Here is a 19,008-nt window from a genome sequence, read left to right as displayed (position 1 = left end):
CATCTAGGATTCACACCCTAGGTGCTTTTGTTTTTATGGAAAGTCATTACAATGCGCCTTCGACACGACAATATCCCCTTTCTAACGACACGAATCTTATGAAGCTAAGTAACCGACTGCAAACTCTCCACTCCCTTGTCAGCAATGACTACCAGCACATTTGGGACTGTTGCTGTGATCATGGCTTTTTGGGTGTTCAACTGTTGTCGGATAATAAAGCGCCTCAGATTCATTTTGTCGATATTGTCCCGTCTCTGATGAATGAACTAGAAGACAAGCTAACTCGTTACTTTCCCCAAGATAATTCAGACCAACAAACGGTTACCAGCCAATGGCAAGTTTACTGCATGGATGTCGCCGCTATTCCGCTCCAGAAACATACTGGTAAACACCTGGTTATTATTGCGGGCGTCGGTGGCGATCTCACTCAGAAGCTCGTCGACGACATTCATCGCCAACATCCAGACAAAGATATCGATTTTTTGCTTTGCCCAGTCCATCAGCAGTTCGAGCTAAGAAGCCATTTAAAAGCGCTCAAGTTCGGTCTTATTGATGAAGTGTTGATTCAAGAAAACCGTCGTTACTACGAAATTTTATTGGTGAGTAATAACCAAGGTGATGCAGAAAAGAGCCAAAACGTTAACGAGATATCAAGCGTCGGCGACAAGATCTGGACGCCAAGTTGTGATGAGCAAATGAAGATATCACAGCAATACAAAGCCAAAACATTGAAGCACTACTTACGTATCCATCAAGGACAAGAGAAGCAAGGTAAGCCTAGCGAAGTGAAGCACATCATTGATGCTTACCAAGCGATTTAGCTTTGCATTCTCTTTGAGTATCTTCACTTTAAAGAATTAAGAACATAGTAAGCACTAACTTCACTGTTCAAGCCGATCAAACCGATTCAATAAAAAAGCCGACAGTTCAATGAACTATCGGCTTTTTTGATGCTATTTGTTTGGTTTGATCTTACTGATCTTGCTTCTTATGAACCGTATCAAGCCCATCAATCGTTTCAACCTCACAGAGCGTATCAAGAGCATAAACCGTATCGAGATACTCGTCTTTCTCTTTCCACGTGTTATTCAACCAACTGTGGAAACGGCGCTTAAACGCTTTGTCTTCAAAGTAATTGCCGTTCACGTTCTCATCCATCGGATGCAATTTAATACGCACGACCACCTTTTTCATCTTACCTTTCAGCATGTCTTCAAACGGAGATGTCTGATTCTCTGGGTAAGCCAGAGTAACATCGACGATACCATCTAAGATTGGGCCCATTGCAGACAGAGCAAACGCCACACCGCCGGTTTTTGGCTTGAGTAGATGTCGATACGGTGTTTTCGCTGTCGCCAGTTTCTCGTGATTTGCACGTGTCCCTTCGACAAAATTGACCAATGTCGTTGGTGCCCATTTGAACTTGGTGCATGCCTTGTTGATTGCGTCGAAGTCATCATTACGACGCTCAGGGTTACGAATCAAAAACTCACGCGAGTGACGTCTCATGAAGGGCATATCCAAGCCCCAACAGGCCAACCCAACAAAAGGGACATACAGCAATTCATGCTTAAGGAAGAACTTAGTCATCGGCATCTTGTCTTTCAAGATTGAAGACAAGATCACGATATCCGCCCAGCTCAGGTGATTCGACATCATCAGGTACCACTGCTTGGTCGAGATATCTTCCCCTCCTTCGACTTGCCACTCGATATCGTTATTCACATTCAACATCCAAAGGTTAAGCGAAGCCCAACACCAAAACGTGAAATTCGCTAAACGAGTACATGACTTTTGAACAATAGAGATTGGAAGAATCAGTTTGATGAGGCCAAAGAAGCTCACGGTAAACGCAGTCATTGCGGTATTGATAGTCACGAACAATACGTTCAAGACCATACGAAGATTATCAAGCATAAAACACGGCTATATTGAGATCGAAAGCCGACATTATACTCATCTGTAAAATATTCTCTTTAGTAATTGGTTGAATACCCTGGGGGTCAAACCACTGTATCAATTTTGGTCTGTGTCCATAGAGCAACTCATCGTTCTTAATCACAAGGAATCACATCAAAAAACAATAAAGATGTCATTTAGACACAGTAAATACAAAGTCTATTTGACATCATTCAAGTTCATTTTCACCGAATTATCAGTATTGATAAGCATTCTCACTAATGGCATGGTACATGCAACTCCAAAGTGTAAATAGTTGAGTATCCTTAATGAGATAACTTCTCTAAGTAAAGGTGATGATATGACAGATATTCCTCATGGTTTGGTAACTGGCAAAGTCTTACATAAAACACAGTGGACAGATCAACTGTTCTCGCTCCAAGTCAGTGCTCCCGTCTCTCCCTATCAAGCGGGTCAGTTTACGAAACTTGGCTTGCTTAACAGTGAGGATGGGTTCGTAAGGCGAGCCTATTCGATGGTGAATGCGCCAGAGCACGAACAAGGTCACCAACACCTAGAGTTTTTGATTATTAAGGATCAGAACGGTCAGCTTTCACCTCAACTTCATGAGTTGAAGGTAGGCGATGACATCTTTGTCGGCAAAGATCCAAGCGGCTTTATGACCTTAGATGAGATCCCAGAGATAGCCGACGATCTATGGATGCTTTCAACCGGGACGGCCGTTGGACCTTTTATCTCAATGCTCGAAAGCATGCAGATACAGCAGCAAAACGGCTCTGAATCTGAAAAAGTCTCCTCGTTCAAAAACCTTGTACTGGTTCATGCCGTAAGAACAGAACAAGACCTGACTTATCGAGACCGTATCGCTCAACTCGTTAATCACTTCCAAGGGAAACTACAATATGTGCCAATTATTTCTAGAGAATCAGTCACCGGAACTTTGCGCGGACGAATCCCAAGCTTGTTACTTGGAGGCGACCTTGAGCAAACCACGTCTGTCGCTTTCAATCAAACCCGCAGTTTTTTCTACCTTTGTGGCAATCCGCAAATGGTTCGTGACACGAGCGAAGCACTAACCAGCTTAGGTTTCGAGAAGCACTTACGCCGAAAGCCCGGCCAATTCAGCAGTGAAAACTACTGGTAATCACAGTCACCAATTCCATCAAAGCTAAAGCTTGTATTCAAAATACAGACAGATAAGAGGTTTTATATGAGTCATTTACGTATTCCGTCACACTGGAAAATTCAACGTTCAACGCCATTTTTCACCAAAGACAACATACCGGCTGCATTGCTTAATCACCATAACACCGCAGAAGGCGTATTCGGCCAGATCTGCGTAATGGAAGGCACCGTCACCTTCTACGGTTTTGCCGATGCAGAAGCGACAGAACCAGAAAGTGTAATCACAATCGAAGCTGGGCAATTTGCCACAAGCCCGCCTCAATATTGGCATCGAGTAGAGCTTAGCGACGACGCACAATTCAACATTAACTTCTGGTCTGAGAAAGAGACCAAGAAGATGTTCAACACCCGAAAGTAAGATCCATTCAATATTGATGAACTTATAAGCAAGCTACTTCGTAGTGTGATTTCCGATGTTCAAAAAGTGATGATAGAAGATCAAATAACCATAGTAATTACAGTGACTAATGGTGATAGACAAGACAAAAAAACTCTAGCACACTGGACAAAGTTATTAGTTTTAATCCCGTTTCAGATAATGAATCAGTGGATTATTTATATTTTAGGTAAGAGAGGAAGCCATGCTCAACATTGCTTTTTTTAGCTCAAAATCATACGACGAAAAATCATTTGAACTTGCAAAAGGCGAACTCAACGCCGAGTTCCATTTTCACGATTTTCGACTCACTACAACAACAGCAAAAATGGCGCACGACAACGAAGTCGTTTGTGCGTTTGTAAACGATGACCTATCGCGAGATGTGCTAGAGATTCTAGCAAAAGGCGGCACTAAGCTGATTGCGATGCGCTGCGCGGGCTTCGATAAAGTCGACCTAGACGCAGCCAAAGAGTTTGGCCTACAAGTGGTTCGCGTTCCTGCTTATTCACCAGAATCGGTAGCAGAACACACGGTCGGCATGATGATGTGTTTGAACCGCAAGTTACACAAAGCATACCAACGTACTCGTGATGCGAACTTCTCTCTTGAGGGACTAGTTGGCTTCAACTTCCACGGTAAAACCGTTGGTGTAATTGGTTCAGGAAAGATTGGCTTAGCGACGATGCGTATTCTGAAAGGTTTAGGCATGAACATCTTGTGCTACGACCCATACCCGAACCCATTGGCAAAAGAACTGGGTGCTAAATACGTAGAACTCGACGAGCTTTACCAAGAATCTGACGTGATTTCTTTGCATTGCCCAATGAGTAAAGAGAACTACCACCTGTTGGATGCAACGGCATTTGGCAAAATGAAAGATGGCGTGATGATCGTCAACACCAGTCGTGGTGAACTGCTGGATTCAACTGCTGCAATTGAAGCACTCAAACAAAGCAAAATCGGCGCGCTTGGTCTTGATGTTTACGACAATGAGAAAGAGTTGTTCTTCCAAGACAAATCTAACGACGTGATTGTCGATGACGTATTCCGTCGCCTATCTGCTTGTCACAACGTATTGTTCACTGGTCACCAAGCCTTCTTGACTAAAGATGCATTGTTCAACATCGCCAATACAACGCTCACCAGTGTTGATGCCTTCTTTACTGGCAACACCAGCGGCAACGAACTCGTTTAATAGCAGACTGAGTTAATAGCAGACTGAGTTAAAAACAAACTAGCTCCACAAATACAAAGCCACGCTATTCCTAAGTGAACAGCGTGGCTTTTTCGTTTATCTAGTATTCTAAAACAGTTCCTAGACGCAGAAATGGCAATCTTCGGTGTCTAAACCATACACGCCTTTTCGAATAGAAAGGTGCTCTTCCCCTGCTTTAACACCCATCTCATAACCGGCATTAAGAGTACTTTGATCCATAGTCAGTCGCTTCACTGCGAACGCTTCTGGCGGCGCTATCACTTTAATGGTCGCATCTTTGGGTGGGTTACGAATGAACTCCAGAGACTGGTTGTAGTTTTCAGCACGCACTGCCATCGATTCTGCAATGTTAGGGAATTTCTTTAATAGTTTTTTCAGCATCCATTGATGCTTTTGAGGCTTCATTCGGTAACTCAAAGGATGAGAAAGAATCACCGTAATGTCTCGTGCGCCGCGACGGTATGCTTCACGAACCGGAATTGAATCGGCTACACCACCATCGGTATAACAACCACCAGAGAAGCACGGCGTTTCACGGTAAGCGATAGGTAGCGCGGTTGTCGCTTCCACCACGTTAGAGAGGTTTTCTGGCTTGATATGATAGTAATCCGCACTGCCAGTATCGACGTTTGTTACAGCAGCAATGAGTGGGATACTTGAAAACAGCTGACCGCAATCGAGTGGGTAACGTTGGTTAGATTCATCCCACAACCACTTCACGTCCACCAAGTTACCGCCTTTGGCAAAGCGAGTTGGATTAAAGAAGGTTTTGTCGGTCGCCATGGTAGTAATCACGTTATAGCTGCGCTTTGGCGCTTGAGATAAGTAACCAACAAGGTTTGACACGCCCGCAGATACACCGATGGCAAAATCATAGGGACGGAAATCGTCTTGCATAAAGGCGTCCAACACTCCGGCAGCGAAGATGCCTCTCATTGCCCCACCTTCAACAATTAATGCGCTTTTACTCATCTCAAACTCTATTACTTTATGAACTGATAGCCGTAGGATAATCCCGTCCATCTTATAAAGATAATGGGATATATTTATCAATTCGATAGGTAAAAACTATCAGTAGAAATGGTACTGAACTTCAGGAAATTCGCACTACTCACATGGATCGCGAATAGAGGCCAACTAATACTCGCATGATCAATAAAGGCCGCTGAGTGATTAACTCAGCGGCCTTCTGACTATTTAAACGAGTTTATTGATTACGACTTAAATTCGCTCACGTCGATTTCAAGCAGTTTACCAATGCCTTCACCGTATGCAGGGTCGGCTTTGTAACAGTGTCTTAGGTGACGCAGTTGAATCTCTTTAGGAACGCCGCCTAGGTTACGGGCAGTGTTATCAAACAGAATCGCTTGCTTCTCTGGCGTCATCAGACGAAACAAGTCACCCGGTTGCGAGAAGTAATCTTCATCTTCGCGGTGATCCCAGTGCGCCGCTGCGCCATCTAGGTTCAATGCCGGTTCAGCAAAGTCTGGTTGCTCAGCCCATTGACCTTCGTTGTTTGGCTCATAACCCAATGTACTACCAAAGTTACCATCAACACGCATCGCACCATCACGGTGATAGCTGTGAACTGGGCAACGAGGTGCGTTCACTGGGATATGCTGATGGTTAACACCCAAACGGTAACGCTGCGCATCACCGTAAGCAAACAAACGCCCTTGTAGCATCTTGTCTGGTGAGAAGCTGATACCCGGAACCACGTTTGCAGGGTTGAATGCAGACTGCTCAACTTCAGCGAAGAAGTTTTGTGGGTTACGGTTCAATTCAAACTCACCCACTTCAATTAATGGGTAATCCGCATGTGGCCAGATCTTAGTAAGATCGAACGGGTTGTAAGACACTTTCGCTGCGTCCGCTTCTGGCATCACTTGTACTTTCAACGTCCATTTCGGGAAATCTTGGTTGTCGATGCTGTCTAATAAATCACGCTGGTGGCTCTCGCGATCATTACCGATCAATTGTCCGGCTTCTGCATCAGATAAGTTCTTAATACCTTGTTGAGATTTGAAGTGGAATTTCACCCAGAAACGCTCGTTGTCTGCGTTAATAAAGCTGAACGTGTGGCTACCAAAACCATGCATGTGACGGTAAGTCGCAGGAATACCACGGTCACTCATTACGATGGTGATTTGGTGAAGCGCTTCAGGTAGAGAGGTCCAGAAATCCCAGTTGTTCTTCGCGCTGCGCATATTGGTGCGCGGGTCACGTTTAACCGCATGGTTTAGGTCTGGGAATTTAAGAGGGTCACGTAAGAAGAACACGGGCGTGTTGTTACCCACCATATCCCAGTTGCCTTCTTCGGTATAAAACTTCAATGCAAAGCCGCGGATATCACGCTCTGCATCAGCCGCGCCACGCTCACCCGCTACCGTTGTAAAACGTGCAAACAGGTCGGTCTTTTTGCCCACTTCAGAGAACAGTTTTGCCTTGGTGTACTTTGTGATGTCGTGTGTAACGGTAAATGTACCGTAAGCGCCTGAACCTTTCGCGTGCATACGACGCTCTGGAATGACTTCGCGGTCAAAATGCGCCATTTTTTCTAAAAACCAAACATCTTGAAGCAGTTGAGGCCCGCGTTTACCCGCAGTTTGAACATTCTGGTTATGAGCAACAGGACAACCCGCAGCTGTAGTTAGTTTTTTACTCATGATCTATTCCTTAAGGTCCAAAGGTGCAGCAATAGTAGTGCACCTTGATATTTATACTGGCTCCCTTTCAAAAGCCCCTAAAATACTATGGATATAGAATAGACCTCTAATGGCATAAAATATAATCGTTTGTATTTATCGTTATAATCTATAAAACCTATTAATCGGCCAACTTAGAAACAACGATGTGACACACTGATTAGCTAAGTATCTTTCTTCCTAGCTTGAGCGTCGCTGCTATATTTCTTGCCGTTCTGGTTAGGTTCATTTCGGCCTCTTGCAGTACCTGATTGAGTGGTTGAGGAGAACGTACCGTTCCAAACAAGCTGCTCATTTCACCATATAAGGCTTCGACTTCAGAACCTAATGACCCAGCAATTCCTATGGTGGGAATACCTTGTAAGCTCGCACGTTTGGCAATGCCGTAAGGTGTTTTCCCCTGTAGCGTTTGGTTGTCCATTTGCCCTTCACCAGTAATCACAAGGTCAGCACCTTTCAGTACTTCATCGGCTTGAAGAACATCAAGCACCATCTCAATCCCCGGTTTAATCTGCATATTAAATAGCAGACCAAGTCCCATCGGCGTGCCACCAGCCGCGCCATAACCAGCACGCTCTTGAACGGGTTCACCACCAACACAACCTTGCGATTCAGCGATTTGAGCAAAATTCGCTAGCGCCTTATCCAACATCAAGACTTGTTCGGATGTCGCCCCTTTTTGTGGGCCGAATATATGGCTAGCACCGTTGTCACCACACAACGGATTATCGACATCGCACGCCACAATTAACTCGATATCAGCACAGCGTGAATCTAAGCCGGTAAGATCTATTGATGCGAGCTCTGCAAGTGCAGCACCACCTCGGTTAAGCTCTTGTCCATCATCATCTTGCACTTTGCTATCTAACAAGCGCCCACCTAGAGCTTGAACGATACCCGCGCCACCATCATTGGTCGCACTGCCACCCAATCCAAGAATGATGGTTTGAGCACCCTGCTCTATCGCTTCCAAAATCAATTGCCCTGTGCCAAATGAAGAAGCAATCAACGGAACACGCTGCTCTGGTTTCAATAAATCCAAGCCCGATGCAGCAGCTATTTCAATCAATGCCGTTTTGTTCGGGTTGCTATCGGATGGCTCAAGCATCGCCCATTCAGCATTAACCAATGCGCCCAACGGCCCTTCCACTTGATGTGTTCGCTTCTGCCCCACTAATCCTTGTAACAATACATCCACAGTCCCTTCGCCGCCATCGGCCAGAGGTAAGGTCACGTATTCAGCGTCAGGGAAGATTTTACGAAAGCCCTTTTCAATACACGCCGCCACCGATACAGCAGATAGAGATTCTTTAAACGAGTCTGGTGCAATAACAATTTTCATAGAAGCTGGCTCCAATACTTCACAAATATCTACCAAGAAATAGTCTAAAAACAACAAAACCACTATATAGAAGAGGGGGCAATTGTGCGTGTTTCCCTTTCCGAATTTGACCAAAACCTCAGATTTCAACGCCACTATTTTATATTCAGTAAAGTTACTGTTTGCTCATAACCCATATTTTGACAAGTTTGATCCCGCCAAATTATCGAATTCCGACTTAATTAGTCGTAGAAACCAGATCCTGAACACGCTTTTTGTTTCGCATTGCGGAATTGTGGAATCTTTTTGTTCCATTTTTTAACCTACCAACAGTTATTAGAGAAAAACTTAATAAGGAAATATTTCGTAACTTTGCTCACAGAATATTTTCGGAATAAAAATAATAATTCATTCCGTATTATGGAATTCAACTTATCGGAGAACACAGATGCCTTTAGTATCAACAGAAAAACTACAACAAGAATACGAACGAATCCTTTTGGCTCGCGACATGAAACCAGAGATGGCAACCAAGCTTGCAGCCGGCTTTGTTGAAATGGCAAACGAGGGTACTTACTCACATGGCATCAACCGTTTTCCAGTGTTCATTGACCAAGTAGATAAAGGTCAGATCAAATTAAATGCTGAACCTGAATGCGTTAACAGCATGGGTGCTCTAGAGCAATGGGATTGTAACTACGGTCCTGGCGTTCTTAACGGCCTTATCTGTGCAGAACGTGCAATGGAATTGGCTCGTGATTACGGCATTGGCATGGTCGGTATGCGTAACTCAAACCACTGGATGCGTGGCGGTGCTTACGTATTAAAAATGGCACGTGAAGGTTTTGCAGGAATTGCGTCAACAAACTCAATCGCAGTAATGCCTGCTTGGGGTGGTAAAGATCACCGTATTGGTTCAAACCCTCTCATCATGGCGGTTGCGGGCGATCCACCCGTAGTTGTTGACTGTTCAATGAGCCAATTTTCTTACGGCCAGCTACAAAACTTCGTGCTTGCTGACAAAGAACTACCTGTTGTTGGTGGCTTTGACAACGAAGGTGAACTCACTAAAGACCCACATGTACTTTGGGAAAACAAACGCCTACTTCCAATGGGTTTCTGGAAAGGCTCATCAATGGCAATCGTACTGGACATGATGCTAACGGCAATCACTGGTGGCCACTCAGTACCAGCACTGACTGAAGATATGGGTGGCGAGTTTGGTGTATCTCAATTCCTTATCGCTATCGACTTAAGCAAGACAATGGATCAAAGCACTTACGCACAAGAGATGAAGCGCATCCGCGATTACGTACTTGAGTCAGAGCCTGCAGAAACGGGTTCAGTGATGATTGCTGGTTCTGAAATTGAAAACTTCATCAAGAAACACGAAGCAGCTGGCGGCATTGAAATAAACGATGGGATTTGGGAACAAATTACGTCTCTGTAATTAGCCAAAGGTAGGGAAAGCTTTATGCAAAGTGTATTAAAGAGTATTTGGAAAAGTATCGATGTCATCATGGCGGTCATTCTGACCTGTATGGTTGCGCTCGTATTTACTAACGTAGTTTTACGTTATGGCTTTTCTTCTGGTCTTCGTCCCTCTGTAGAACTATCTCGCCTTGGTCTTGTATGGGTTGTCATGCTCGGTGCTGCCGTTGTGTTGCGCCGAGGTGAGCACCTCGCTGTTGCGGAATTTTCTGAACGACTTTTTCCAAAAGCAGTACCCGTACTAAGACGCATCTGCTGGGTAATAGTACTGATTTCTGTAGGCATGCTTTACGTCGGTTCATACCGTCAAATGATGTCTAATTGGTCAGATATTTCTCAGCTTACAGGGCTTCCTTCAGCATTGTTTTACTTAGCCGGTGTGGTGTCAGGTTTGTTAATGGGCGTGATTGCCTTTATGCGAATCTTCAAGCCCGACTGGCAGCTAGATAGCTTAGATGAGGAGAAAGAATAATGACATTAGCCATTTTCTTATCGGTATTGATTGTCTCAATCTTACTTGGTCTTCCTGTTGCGTTTGCATTGTTATTGTCTTCAATGGCGCTGATGCTTCACATGGATTTCTTTAGTGCAGACATTCTTGCGCAGTCTTTAATTAATGGTGTCGACAGCTTCACTCTGCTTGCCATTCCATTCTTCCTCATTGCGGGTGAAGTAATGGCATCGGGTGGTTTATCGCAGCGTATAGTTCGCCTAGCAACCACTTACGTGGGACACCGTCAAGGTGGCTTAGGTTACGTTGCTATCATGACTTCGGTACTGCTTGCTGGCCTTTCTGGTTCAGCTGTAGCAGATGCAGCAGCCTTGGTCAGTATTCTTTACCCAATGATGAAAGCCGCGAAATACCCAGAAGCACCTTCAATGGGCTTACTTGCTTCAGGCGGTATCATCGCACCCGTTATTCCACCTTCAATCCCACTCATTCTTGTTGGTGTTGCTGGCGGTATCTCGATCAAAAACCTATTCCTAGGCGGCATCGTTCCTGGCCTGTTAATGGGTATGACATTGATGTTTGTGTGGCGCTGGACAGTTCGCAAAGAAAACCTAGCGACATCAGAAAAAGCGACAAAAGCGGAAAAACGCGCAGCACTTAGAGAAGGTGTATGGGCCTTAATGCTGCCAGTCATCATTATTGTGGGTATTCGTTTCGGCATCTTTACGCCAACAGAAGCCGCTGTAGTAGCCGCAACTTACGCAATCTTCATATCTACGTTTGTGTACAAAGAGCTCTCGATTAAGAAGTTCTACCACATCGTACTGAACGCAGGTCGCTCGACAGCAATGGTTATGTTCTTGGTGGGTTGTGCAATGGTTGCAGCTTGGCTAATTACTGTTGCTCAGCTTCCTCAACAACTCGCAGAAATGTTAGGTCCACTGGTGGATAGCCCACGCCTATTAATGGCAGTAATTATGTTGCTCGTACTTTGTGTCGGCATGGTTATGGACTTGAGCCCAACGATTCTAATCCTTGTACCCCTTTTAATGCCTGTCATCAAGATGGCTGGAATTGACCCAACGTACTTCGGCCTACTGTTCGTTATTAACTGTTCAATTGGCTTGATTACGCCTCCTGTAGGCACCGTACTAAACGTAGTGTGTGGTGTAGCGAGAGTACCAATGTCGACCGCAGTGAAAGGTGTATTGCCCTTCATCGCAGCTTACATGGCTCTGCTCACACTGTTTGTCATCTTCCCAAGCATTATCACTGTGCCAATGTCGTTTGTCATTGGTTAATCCTCGACGGAGAAAATAATAATGAAAACCCTACTAAAACTTACTCTACTCGCTTCGACTATCGCAATGAGCTCTAGCGCTTTTGCCGCTACGACTCTAAAACTGGCGCACGCTGCACCAGAGTCGGATTTGCAACAAGACCTATCTTTGTTCTTTAAGAAAGAAGTAGAAGCTCGTTCAAACGGCGAAATCAAAGTAAACATCTACCCACAAGGTCAATTGGGCAGTGATAAGCAAATGATCGATGGTTCACGTGCTGGCATCGTTGATTTAGCGATGGTTGGTTTGAACAACTACAACGGCCTAATGCCTGAATCAGCGGCCTTCACTCTGCCGTTCATGTTCCCAGATCGTCAAACAGCATACAAAGTACTGGACGGCGAGCCGGGTAAAGAAGTGTTAGCGAACTTTGAAAAATTCGGTCTTAAAGGTCTTGGTTTCCCTGAAAATGGTTACCGCAACATGACCAACAACGAAAAACCTATTCGTGTTCCTTCAGATGTTGAAGGCCTACAAATGCGTGTGAATGGCTCGAAAGCGCTAAACGACATGTTCAACGAGCTAGGTGCGAACCCGCAACAACTTCCAGTATCAGAACTCTACACAGCACTTGAAACCGGCGTTGTTGACTCTCAAGACCACCCAATTTCTGTAACGCTATCTTTCAAGTTTGACGAAGTACAAAAATACCTAAGCCTTACACAACACGCTTACTCACCACTAGTTCTAACAATGAACCTACGTAAGTTCGACAAGCTAACGGAAGACGAGCAAAAAATCATTGAAGAAGTCTCTGCTGAAGCGGTTGCAATGCAACGTGAGCTAAGCATTGAAAAAGAAGACAATATGATTGCTCAACTAGAAGCGAACGGAATGCAAGTAAACCGTGACGTTGATGGTGCTGCTTTCCAACAAGCTATCCAGCCTGTTTGGAGCGCATACATCGAGAAAAATGGCGATGTGATGATCAACAAGATCAAGCTAGCAGCTAAGTAACGCGATTGAGTGCGATTGCCTAGCCCTCTTTTTAGCTAGGGAATTTAGCTAGGCAATCCGCTCGTCATTCACTCAATACAACATGGGCAAACACAATGTCTCAAGAACAAAAAACATACCAAGAATTAAAAGAACGCGTGTTCGCAGCAAACTTGCAACTTCCTAAATATGGCTTAGTGACTTTCACTTGGGGCAATGTCTCTGAAATCGACCGCGAACGTGGCGTGATTGCAATAAAACCGTCAGGTGTTGAATACGATGTAATGACGGCAGATGACATCGTTGTTCTCGATTTAGAAGGCAACCGCCTTGAAGGCAAGCTGAACCCTTCAAGCGACACGGCTACGCACATTGAGCTTTACAAAGCCTTCCCAACCATTGGCGGCATCGTTCACACACACTCTCGTAACGCAACAATTTGGGCACAAGCCGGCCGAGACATTCCAGCGCTGGGCACAACACACGCCGATTACTTCTACGGTGATGTACCTTGTACTCGCCTGCTAACAAAAGCTGAGATTGAGTCGGATTATGAGAAAAACACAGGCTTAGTGATCATCGAAGAATTCAACCAACGTGATATCGACCCGCAAGCAATGCCAGGTGTCATCATCGCAGGCCACGCACCATTTACATGGGGCAAGGATGGTTCAGATGCCGTGCACAATGCAGTGGTAATGGAAGAGATTGCAGCCATGGCAACAGCCACTCGCGCTATCAGTCCAGAAGTAGCGATCCAACCTGAGCTGCTAGATAAACACTACAACCGTAAACACGGCAAGAACTCATACTACGGACAGAAGTAAGGCCTCGCACATGCATAAGTCATCACCGCATAAGTCCTATAAACATAAATTGGATAAGCACAAGCTATTGGCGTTAGATCTCGATGGGACGGTGCTCAACTCGCAGCACACTATTAGCCAAGAGTTAGTCGAAGCCATCAAGCAAGTCGCTCAACACACTCATGTGGTTATCGTTACGGGTCGCCATCATGTCGCGGCAAAACCTTATTACGATCAGCTTGGTTTATCGACGCCAATAATTTGTTGCAATGGCACTTACATCTTTGATTACCAGAACGATACGGTCATTCAAGAAAACGCAATCGACAAAGAAATTGCGGCTGAGTTTATCACCCTATCTCAAGCTCATGATCTAAAGATGGTGATGTATGTGCGTGATGCAATGCTTTACTCGAGAGCACGCCCTATTGAATACATGGAAGCGCTACTGACGTGGTCTCAAACCTTTCCAGAAAGCCAGCGACCAAACATTCAAAAGGTCGACGACTTCCAACATGAAGCACAAATTTCAGAGTATGTGTGGAAGTTTGTCGTTGAAGGTGAAGTAAACACATTCGCAGAAATTCCTTTTGTGAAAGAAAACTTCAATGGCGAGCGGTCTTGGATTGATCGTGTCGATTTCGCAGCAACAGGTAATAGCAAAGGTAATGCATTGACTCGCTACATTGAGCCGCTCGGTATCAGCCTAGAGCAGTGTGTCGCGATTGGTGATAACCACAACGACATTTCGATGCTTAAAGCAGCAGGACTTGGCATCGCAATGCAAAATGCAGATGACACCGTAAAAAGCTCAGCCAACCTGATCACGCCTAAAAACAATGACGATAAGACAGGGTTAGCTACGCTTTTACAAGACCTATTTAGTGCCCATTAATTTAAAGCACCGGCTTTATTAAGCTGTTTATATTTAAAGAGAATTTTTATGCTAGTCGGAAATACTCAACCTACGCAGATCAGTAAGTCGTACCCTGTCGTTATTCAAAACGTGCTTGAGTACTTGAACAGTCTCGACCAAGAAAAACTCGCATTAGGTCGCCATGAACTTCCTGGTTTTGATTCAAAACAGGCATGGTTTGTTGTATTGGAATATGACAAAGAGCCTCTAGGAAACTTCCAACCTGAAGTCCATAAATACCATTCTGACTTGCAGATCATTCTCGAAGGTTCTGAAGTGATGGCATGGGCGATCGACACTGGCGAACACAGCAACGCACAACCTTATAACCAAGAACGTGACCTTCAGTTTTACGAATACCCAGGAATTGAACTCAGCTTCATTCATGCAAAACGCAATCAATTTTATTTATTCACACCAAATATCGTGCATATCACCAATATTGAAAATGATGACAGCCAACCCGTTAGAAAACTGGTGGTGAAAATTCACAACGATTTACTGGAAGCCAAATAATGAATTACTACATTGGAATTGATTCTGGCGGCACTTTTATGAAAGCCGCGTTGTTTAACGCAAAAGGTGAACAACAACGTCTTGCCCGCGTATCGGCGAGCGTCATCAACGAAAAACAAGGTTGGGTAGAACGCGACCTAAACGCACTATGGGGTAACGCTGTCGATGTCATTAAGCAGCTTTTAGAGACCACAAAAGTAGAACCGACCTCTATCAAAGGCTTGAGCATTTCAGCCCAAGGCAAAGGCGTTTACCTTCTTGATAAAGAGGGACAAAACCTCGGCCACGGCATTATGTCTTCTGACTCGCGTTCACTGCCTATCGTTAAAGAGTGGCTAGAACAGGGTAAAGCACAAGAGATCTATCCAACCACACTGCAAACATTGTGGACAGGTCACCCTGTATCGATTATTCGCTGGATCAAAGAGAACGATGCCGAACGATACAACAACATTGGCGCAGTGATGATGTCTCACGACTACCTTCGTTATCGCTTAACGGGCGAAGTCGCAGCAGAACTGACCAATATTTCAGAAAGTAATTTTTTCAACTCCATCACTGGTGAGTATGACAAAGCCCTTCTGGAAACCTTTGGCATCGAAGAAATTTGGGATGCGCTACCACCCGTTGTAAAACCTCAACAGCAAGCAGGGAAAGTCACTGCGGCCGTTGCTAATGAAACCGGACTAGCAATAGGTACACCTGTGTTCGGCGGTTTGTTTGATGTTGTGTCTACCGCGATCTGTTCTGGAATCAACTCTTCAGAAGATACCCTGAATTACGTGATGGGAACATGGGCGGTAACGTCTGGCATATCAAAGCAAGTAACGCAAGAAAGCCACAACTTTGTTTACGGCCATTACGCCGTCGATAACGAATACATCATTCACGAAGCGAGCCCAACTTCTGCTGGTAATTATGAATGGTTCGCCGACTACCTTGGTGAAAATGGCCAGATTAACCACCAGCAAAATCAAGCGTTAGTGGAAGCATTAGATCCGGCATCAAGCAGTATCTACTTTGTGCCATTCCTTTACGGTTCAAACCAAGGGCTTGGCCTAAAGTCAGGCTTCTATGGTCTGCAATCGCACCATACTAAAGGGCACCTAATTCAAGCCATTTGGGAAGGCATTTTATTCTGTCACAACATTCACCTAGAACGTATGCGTCAGCGTTTTCCAAAAGCCAACATACTAAAAGTGACAGGCGGCCCTGCATCTAGCCCTGTATGGATGCAAATGCTGGCTGACCTTACCGGCATGGCCGTTGAAATATCAGACGTAGATGAAACCGGCTCATTAGGTGCCGCAATGATGGCAATGGTCGGCGCAGGTGAGTTCGCTTCATTAGCAGAATGTACTCAAGCGATCACTAATTCTACGTCACGTGTCGAGCCGAATCCTAAACACTACGATATATACCAAAAGAAATATAAGCACTATCAAAGACTGGTGCAGTTGTTTAAACAATTTGAGGATGAAATAGATGTCTAGCACTGTATTAAAACCATCTAAACCCTTGTTCAAATCATCTAAGCCGTTGCTACAAATGGCTCTTGATGCCACAGATATCGACACGGCATTAGCCTCAATAGAGCATGTTGCAGATAAGTTAGATGTAATTGAAATCGGGACGATTTTAGCCTTCGCCCACGGCGTAGATAGCGTAAGAATCCTACGAGAAAAATACCCAAATCACATCATTGTCTGTGACATGAAAATCACCGATGCCAGCGCCATTTTAACGCGTCTGGCGATGGATGCCGGCGCTAACTGGGTAACAGTAAGTGCAGCCGCACACATCGAAACTATTCGTTCAGCGAAGAAAGTAACGGATGAATTCGACGGCGAAGTGCAAATTGAGCTGTATGGACACTGGACAATGGAAGATGCGCAAGCTTGGGTCGACATGGGCATTAAACAAGCAATTTATCACCGTTCACGTGATGCGGAGCTTGCTGGTGTGAGCTGGACCGAAGAAGATTTGATAAAAATGCAGAAATTATCGGATATTGGAATTGAACTATCCATTACTGGTGGTATTGTTCCTGACGATCTGCATTTGTTTAAGAATCTGTCTGCAAAGTCATTTATTGCTGGCCGAGCGTTAGCTGGTAGCAATGGACGTGACATCGCAGAAAACTTCCATACTGAAATAGGTAAACACTGGTAGCACATATATGAGCGAGCAAATTAAATCGTTGTCTAAAGCACTGACCGTATTGGAATTCCTTGGGAATTATCCTAATGGCGTTTCGCTACAAAAAGTGTCTGAAGGGACTGGCTTCAACAAGTCATCTGTCCATCGTATTTTAGCAACGTTTGAAGCCTCTGGTTATGTTGCTCAAATGTGTTCAGGTAAAGAATATCGCTTAACAATGAAGTTGGTTCAGCTTGGACACGCTGCTATCAACTCTGATGTCACTGGCACCGTTAAGCCATACCTATCTGAGCTACTCGACGATGTGAATGAAACGGTTAACTTCCTCTCTTTTGATGCTGACAACATCATTTTTAAAGACAAGTTTGAACCCGTTAATTCTTCCTTTAGAACTCGAACCTACGTAGGGCTGCATTCTCCAATGTACTGCTCAGCGGCAGGAAAATGTTACTTAGCATTTAGCTCTGACAGCGTTCGAGAAACCTATTGGAAACGCAATGTCAGCACAATGAAGCCGTTGACTGAAAACACGATTCTCGACAAGTCTCAATTTTTTGGTGTTCTCGATAAAATTAAGAGCCGTGGTTATGCGCTCGATGATGAAGAGAACGAAGCAGGTATTTCTTGTGTTGCTGTCCCTATTTTTGACAAGAACAATTCTCCTGTATACGCGGTTAGCGTCTCTTCGCTTACGCCAAAAATGAAAGCTCTCGGCTACGAAGAAATTGCTAGCAGAATTCAAGACATAACAACGCGTATAGAACAACAACTCTTTTAAGGAAAAAGAATGTTTGATTCTAAAAACAAATTCAGATTAGGTATTTACGAAAAAGCGATGCCAACCACCCTTACATGGGAAGAGCGTTTGGTTCACGCCAAAGAAGCTGGCTTCGACTTTGTAGAAATTTCAGTCGATGAGACCGACGAGCGACGTGCTCGTTTAGATTGGTCAGACGAAGAGATTTATGAACTTCGCCGCCTATGTGAAAAGCATCAAATGCCATTCCAATCGATGTGTTTGAGCGCGCACCGTAAGTTCCCATTTGGCTCAATGGATGACGGTATCCGCACTGAATCGCTGATCATCATGGAAAAAGCGATTTCATTGGCTTACAAGCTTGGCATTCGCTGTATTCAAATGGCAGGCTATGACGTTTACTACGAGCCACAATCGGCTGAAACTCACGCTCGCTTCATTGAAGGTATGCAGCAAGCCACCAAAATGGCAGAGCGCGCAGGCATCATGTTAGGTGTAGAGATCATGGATACGCCTTACTTGAACTCACTGAGCAAGTTTGAAGTGTTAAAGCGTGAGATCCCATCGCCTTACTTCATGGCTTACCCAGATGTCGGTAACATCTCAGGTTGGAATTACGATGTGTGTACCGAGCTAAAACTGAGCCGTGACCACCTAGTACAAATCCACCTTAAAGACACACTACGAGTTTCAGAAACCTGTAAAGGTCAGTTCCGAGATCTGGTGATTGGTGAAGGCCAAGTCGACTTCCCTGCTATTTTCAAAACACTTGCTGAAATTGATTACAGCGCACCATTAGTGATTGAAATGTGGGCTCAAAATGACAACTGGTTCGAAGATATCAAACAAGCGAAAGCAAAATTGAAATCTATCGCAAACCAATCTGGCTTTGAACTGTAAGGAAACGAC

19 protein-coding genes are annotated in these 19,008 nt (G+C 44.7%); 15 read left to right on the top strand and 4 right to left on the bottom strand.

Annotated elements, in window-relative coordinates:
* Window positions 1–98: 98 nt before the first annotated feature.
* The gene (locus M4S28_RS19740) at window positions 99–821 is read left to right on the top strand and encodes a tRNA (adenine(22)-N(1))-methyltransferase (RefSeq protein ID WP_249633744.1); all 723 of its coding nucleotides are present in this window, start codon (window positions 99–101) and stop codon (window positions 819–821) included.
* 151 nt (window positions 822–972) lie between these two features.
* Here M4S28_RS19740 and yihG read toward each other — a convergent pair whose 3' ends face one another.
* Window positions 973–1,917, bottom strand: coding sequence for a 1-acylglycerol-3-phosphate O-acyltransferase, YihG family (gene yihG, locus M4S28_RS19735; protein ID WP_249633602.1), 945 nt, complete (start codon window positions 1,915–1,917; stop codon window positions 973–975).
* A 343-nt stretch (window positions 1,918–2,260) separates the two neighbouring features.
* On the opposite strand from yihG, the gene M4S28_RS19730 reads away from it, so the two are divergent.
* From M4S28_RS19730 to M4S28_RS19720, 3 genes are all read left to right on the top strand, one after another.
* Window positions 2,261–3,064: a ferredoxin--NADP reductase gene (locus M4S28_RS19730; protein WP_249633601.1), complete on the top strand. Its 804-nt coding sequence runs from the start codon at window positions 2,261–2,263 to the stop codon at window positions 3,062–3,064.
* Between the two features lie 66 nt (window positions 3,065–3,130).
* Window positions 3,131–3,463: a TehB family protein gene (locus tag M4S28_RS19725; protein ID WP_009845875.1), complete on the top strand. Its 333-nt coding sequence runs from the start codon at window positions 3,131–3,133 to the stop codon at window positions 3,461–3,463.
* 223 nt (window positions 3,464–3,686) lie between these two features.
* Window positions 3,687–4,679: a 2-hydroxyacid dehydrogenase gene (locus tag M4S28_RS19720; RefSeq protein ID WP_017081793.1), complete on the top strand. Its 993-nt coding sequence runs from the start codon at window positions 3,687–3,689 to the stop codon at window positions 4,677–4,679.
* Window positions 4,680–4,799: 120 nt separating this feature from the next.
* Here the strand turns inward: M4S28_RS19720 and M4S28_RS19715 are convergent, their stop codons facing one another.
* The 3 genes from M4S28_RS19715 to M4S28_RS19705 form a co-directional block, all read right to left on the bottom strand.
* Window positions 4,800–5,672, bottom strand: coding sequence for a patatin-like phospholipase family protein (locus M4S28_RS19715; protein WP_108086817.1), 873 nt, complete (start codon window positions 5,670–5,672; stop codon window positions 4,800–4,802).
* Between the two features lie 242 nt (window positions 5,673–5,914).
* A complete protein-coding gene (gene katE2, locus M4S28_RS19710; RefSeq protein ID WP_139683731.1) occupies window positions 5,915–7,366 on the bottom strand; it encodes a catalase KatE2 in 1,452 nt (483 codons plus the stop codon).
* A gap of 199 nt (window positions 7,367–7,565) precedes the next feature.
* Entirely contained in the window at window positions 7,566–8,747 is a 1,182-nt protein-coding gene (locus tag M4S28_RS19705; RefSeq protein WP_249633600.1) for a glycerate kinase, read from the bottom strand.
* A gap of 427 nt (window positions 8,748–9,174) precedes the next feature.
* Here M4S28_RS19705 and yiaK point away from each other — a divergent pair, with 427 nt between their 5' ends.
* The 11 genes from yiaK (at window position 9,175) to M4S28_RS19650 (ending at window position 18,999) form a co-directional block, all read left to right on the top strand.
* Window positions 9,175–10,176, top strand: a complete 1,002-nt coding sequence (yiaK, locus tag M4S28_RS19700; protein ID WP_017072586.1) for a 3-dehydro-L-gulonate 2-dehydrogenase — start codon at window positions 9,175–9,177, stop codon at window positions 10,174–10,176.
* 24 nt (window positions 10,177–10,200) lie between these two features.
* Complete coding sequence (locus M4S28_RS19695) at window positions 10,201–10,689, top strand: TRAP transporter small permease (RefSeq protein WP_012600147.1); 489 nt, start codon at window positions 10,201–10,203, stop codon at window positions 10,687–10,689.
* A complete protein-coding gene (locus tag M4S28_RS19690) occupies window positions 10,689–11,969 on the top strand; it encodes a TRAP transporter large permease subunit (protein WP_017078566.1) in 1,281 nt (426 codons plus the stop codon). Before M4S28_RS19695 ends, M4S28_RS19690 begins: the two co-directional genes overlap by 1 nt.
* A 21-nt stretch (window positions 11,970–11,990) precedes the next feature.
* A complete protein-coding gene (locus M4S28_RS19685; protein ID WP_249633599.1) occupies window positions 11,991–12,965 on the top strand; it encodes a DctP family TRAP transporter solute-binding subunit in 975 nt (324 codons plus the stop codon).
* Window positions 12,966–13,060: 95 nt separating this feature from the next.
* Window positions 13,061–13,771, top strand: coding sequence for an L-ribulose-5-phosphate 4-epimerase (locus M4S28_RS19680; protein WP_017096280.1), 711 nt, complete (start codon window positions 13,061–13,063; stop codon window positions 13,769–13,771).
* 10 nt (window positions 13,772–13,781) lie between these two features.
* Window positions 13,782–14,645 carry a Cof-type HAD-IIB family hydrolase gene (locus tag M4S28_RS19675; RefSeq protein WP_012600144.1) on the top strand — a complete coding sequence of 288 codons (864 nt, stop codon included), beginning with the start codon at window positions 13,782–13,784 and terminating at the stop codon, window positions 14,643–14,645.
* 48 nt (window positions 14,646–14,693) lie between these two features.
* Window positions 14,694–15,182 carry a NanQ anomerase/TabA/YiaL family protein gene (locus M4S28_RS19670; protein WP_009845885.1) on the top strand — a complete coding sequence of 163 codons (489 nt, stop codon included), beginning with the start codon at window positions 14,694–14,696 and terminating at the stop codon, window positions 15,180–15,182.
* Window positions 15,182–16,675, top strand: coding sequence for an FGGY-family carbohydrate kinase (locus tag M4S28_RS19665; protein ID WP_249633598.1), 1,494 nt, complete (start codon window positions 15,182–15,184; stop codon window positions 16,673–16,675). Before M4S28_RS19670 ends, M4S28_RS19665 begins: the two co-directional genes overlap by 1 nt.
* Window positions 16,668–17,354 (top strand): 3-keto-L-gulonate-6-phosphate decarboxylase UlaD, encoded by a 687-nt coding sequence (locus tag M4S28_RS19660; RefSeq protein ID WP_249633597.1) that lies wholly within the window; start codon window positions 16,668–16,670, stop codon window positions 17,352–17,354. The genes M4S28_RS19665 and M4S28_RS19660 overlap by 8 nt, the downstream gene beginning before the upstream one ends.
* A 7-nt stretch (window positions 17,355–17,361) precedes the next feature.
* The gene (locus tag M4S28_RS19655) at window positions 17,362–18,120 is read left to right on the top strand and encodes an IclR family transcriptional regulator (protein WP_017065667.1); all 759 of its coding nucleotides are present in this window, start codon (window positions 17,362–17,364) and stop codon (window positions 18,118–18,120) included.
* A gap of 9 nt (window positions 18,121–18,129) precedes the next feature.
* Window positions 18,130–18,999: an L-ribulose-5-phosphate 3-epimerase gene (locus tag M4S28_RS19650; RefSeq protein ID WP_249633596.1), complete on the top strand. Its 870-nt coding sequence runs from the start codon at window positions 18,130–18,132 to the stop codon at window positions 18,997–18,999.
* Window positions 19,000–19,008 lie beyond the last annotated feature (9 nt).

The organism is Vibrio sp. J383 (assembly GCF_023503985.1).
GTDB classification, from domain to species: domain Bacteria; phylum Pseudomonadota; class Gammaproteobacteria; order Enterobacterales; family Vibrionaceae; genus Vibrio; species Vibrio splendidus.
Note: the sequence above shows the minus strand (reverse complement) of the source record. Positions and strands in the feature narration are given on the sequence as shown.